This window comes from Cryobacterium sp. TmT2-59, assembly GCF_004403545.1.
Lineage (GTDB): Bacteria > Actinomycetota > Actinomycetes > Actinomycetales > Microbacteriaceae > Cryobacterium > Cryobacterium shii.
In genome coordinates, this window is sequence record NZ_SOGM01000012.1 from 1 (window position 1) to 1615 (window position 1615).

Below are 1615 nucleotides of genomic sequence, written 5' to 3' on the forward strand. Positions count from 1 at the left end.
ACACGGCCGGGCCAGCGGACACGGCCGGGCCAGCGGACACGGCCGGGCCAGCGGGCGGGCGAGCCGGGCCAGCGGACACGGCGGGGCCGGGCACGGCCCGGGGCCGGCTACCGCGGCAACCGGGAATCGGGCCGGTCGCTACCCGAGGCGGCCGGCGACCGGCGGCATCCGGCCGGGGAATGGGGGGAACGCGGTCGACGACTCGTGACGGTAGTCGTGCTCCAGCGCCGTGACCATCGCCTGAACGCACAACCCCCACCGTTTGCGGAGGAGCGCGTAGGTGAACCTCAGTGTGCGCCCGTTCTCCTTCGCGACCAGCAGATCGCGTTCCCGGTCGACCTCAAATGCGAGCGGATTGTCATGCCACTCCGTCCCGTCGATCTCCACGAACGTCGACGGGCCGATCTGGCCGTCGAGATTCCCGACGCCCCTCACGAACGGTTGTGGCACGAACGGGATGCCGGCGGCCAGTGCCTTGAGCCGGAATTCTGTTTCCCCGCCTGCTCCGGCGCGCCCGTCGACCTCGCTGCGCCAAGACTGCACCCGGAGCGGCGCGCGGGCGAAGATCCAGCCCAGATCATCAAGGACGATTCCGGGGCCTTATTCCCGAGCACTGTGCAGCGCGGCATCGAGACACACGATCGCCGTGACCCGGTCGTGGTTGTTCAGAATATGCACCAGGGCTTCGTGCACGCTGGTGCGCCACACGCTGTCCCCACGCCGCTCCCACGCGTCATCGCCCCAGGTCACCCGGCACCGGACACCGTCGAGCACGTGCAGCCGTGCGCGCATGTCGGTCGGCCGCCGCAATGCCCGCGCGCCGCCGGGGACGCTCACGTGAAGCTTCCTCGTGGCCGGGGTCCAGATGCCGTAGGACTTCAGAGCGCTCAATCCGGCCAGCCGCCCGCCGATCCGGAACGCCTCGACGGCCGACTGCGGCGCCGACGGAACCGAATACCAGCCCTTGCGCACCCGCACAATCGTTCCGCGGTTCACCTCGCCGCGGAGGTGGCCATCGCTCCAGCCTCGGGCGCGGAGCGTGGCGCGCTTGGCGAATAGTCCATGGCCGATGATGTCTTGGGCGAGGGAGCGCATGCCCCGGAGCCTCGCAGCGGAGACGGGCCCGCGCCGCGGCATCCGTCAGCCTGGGGACAACGCTCCGCACCCGCGGGTTGGGGAGGCCCGCCGTTCCCGTGCGCGAACCCACCGCGCTCGCCGCCCCGCCCGCGCGGCAGCGAACCTCCCGCGCGGCGATGAACGAATTCGACGGAGATTCTGGCTCAAATGGGCCAGAAAGCCGCAAATCCGGGTTGTTAGAGCAAAATCTCCGTCGAATTGGTGAGGGGCGGGGCTGCTGCTACTAAGGGATGGTGGCGAGGAACACCTCGCCGGCGCCGGCGAAGGTGAGGGTGCCCTCGTCGGGCGTGATGTAGACCGACTCGCCGCGCTTGAGGGCGACGGATGATCCGGCCCCCGCAACGAGGAATCCGCCGGCCGTGCAGATGGCGATCGCGGGCCCCGTCAGCGTGAACTGGCGCATCGGCACCGCCGGCTTCTCGCCCGCCGCGCTCGCCGCAGCGCCAGCCGCGCTCGCCGCAGCGCCAGCCGCGCCCGC

The 1615-nt window shown here is 71.1% G+C and carries 2 protein-coding genes and 1 pseudogene; all 3 read right to left on the reverse strand.

Annotated features, from left to right (window positions below):
* Positions 1–138 precede the first annotated feature (138 nt).
* Positions 139–543, reverse strand: coding sequence for a hypothetical protein (locus tag E3T24_RS17150; protein ID WP_166789151.1), 405 nt, complete (start codon positions 541–543; stop codon positions 139–141).
* Between the two features lie 57 nt (positions 544–600).
* Entirely contained in the window at positions 601–1095 is a 495-nt protein-coding gene (locus tag E3T24_RS01490; RefSeq protein ID WP_134434210.1) for a hypothetical protein, read from the reverse strand.
* A 265-nt stretch (positions 1096–1360) separates the two neighbouring features.
* Positions 1361–1615, reverse strand: a pseudogene (locus E3T24_RS17155) (hypothetical protein); the annotation flags it as partial.

Bases quoted from the DNA above. Each gene is read 5' to 3' on its own strand.
- E3T24_RS01490 (WP_134434210.1), bottom strand. From the start codon at position 1,095: ATGCGCTCCCTCGCCCAAGACATCATCGGCCATGGACTATTCGCCAAG.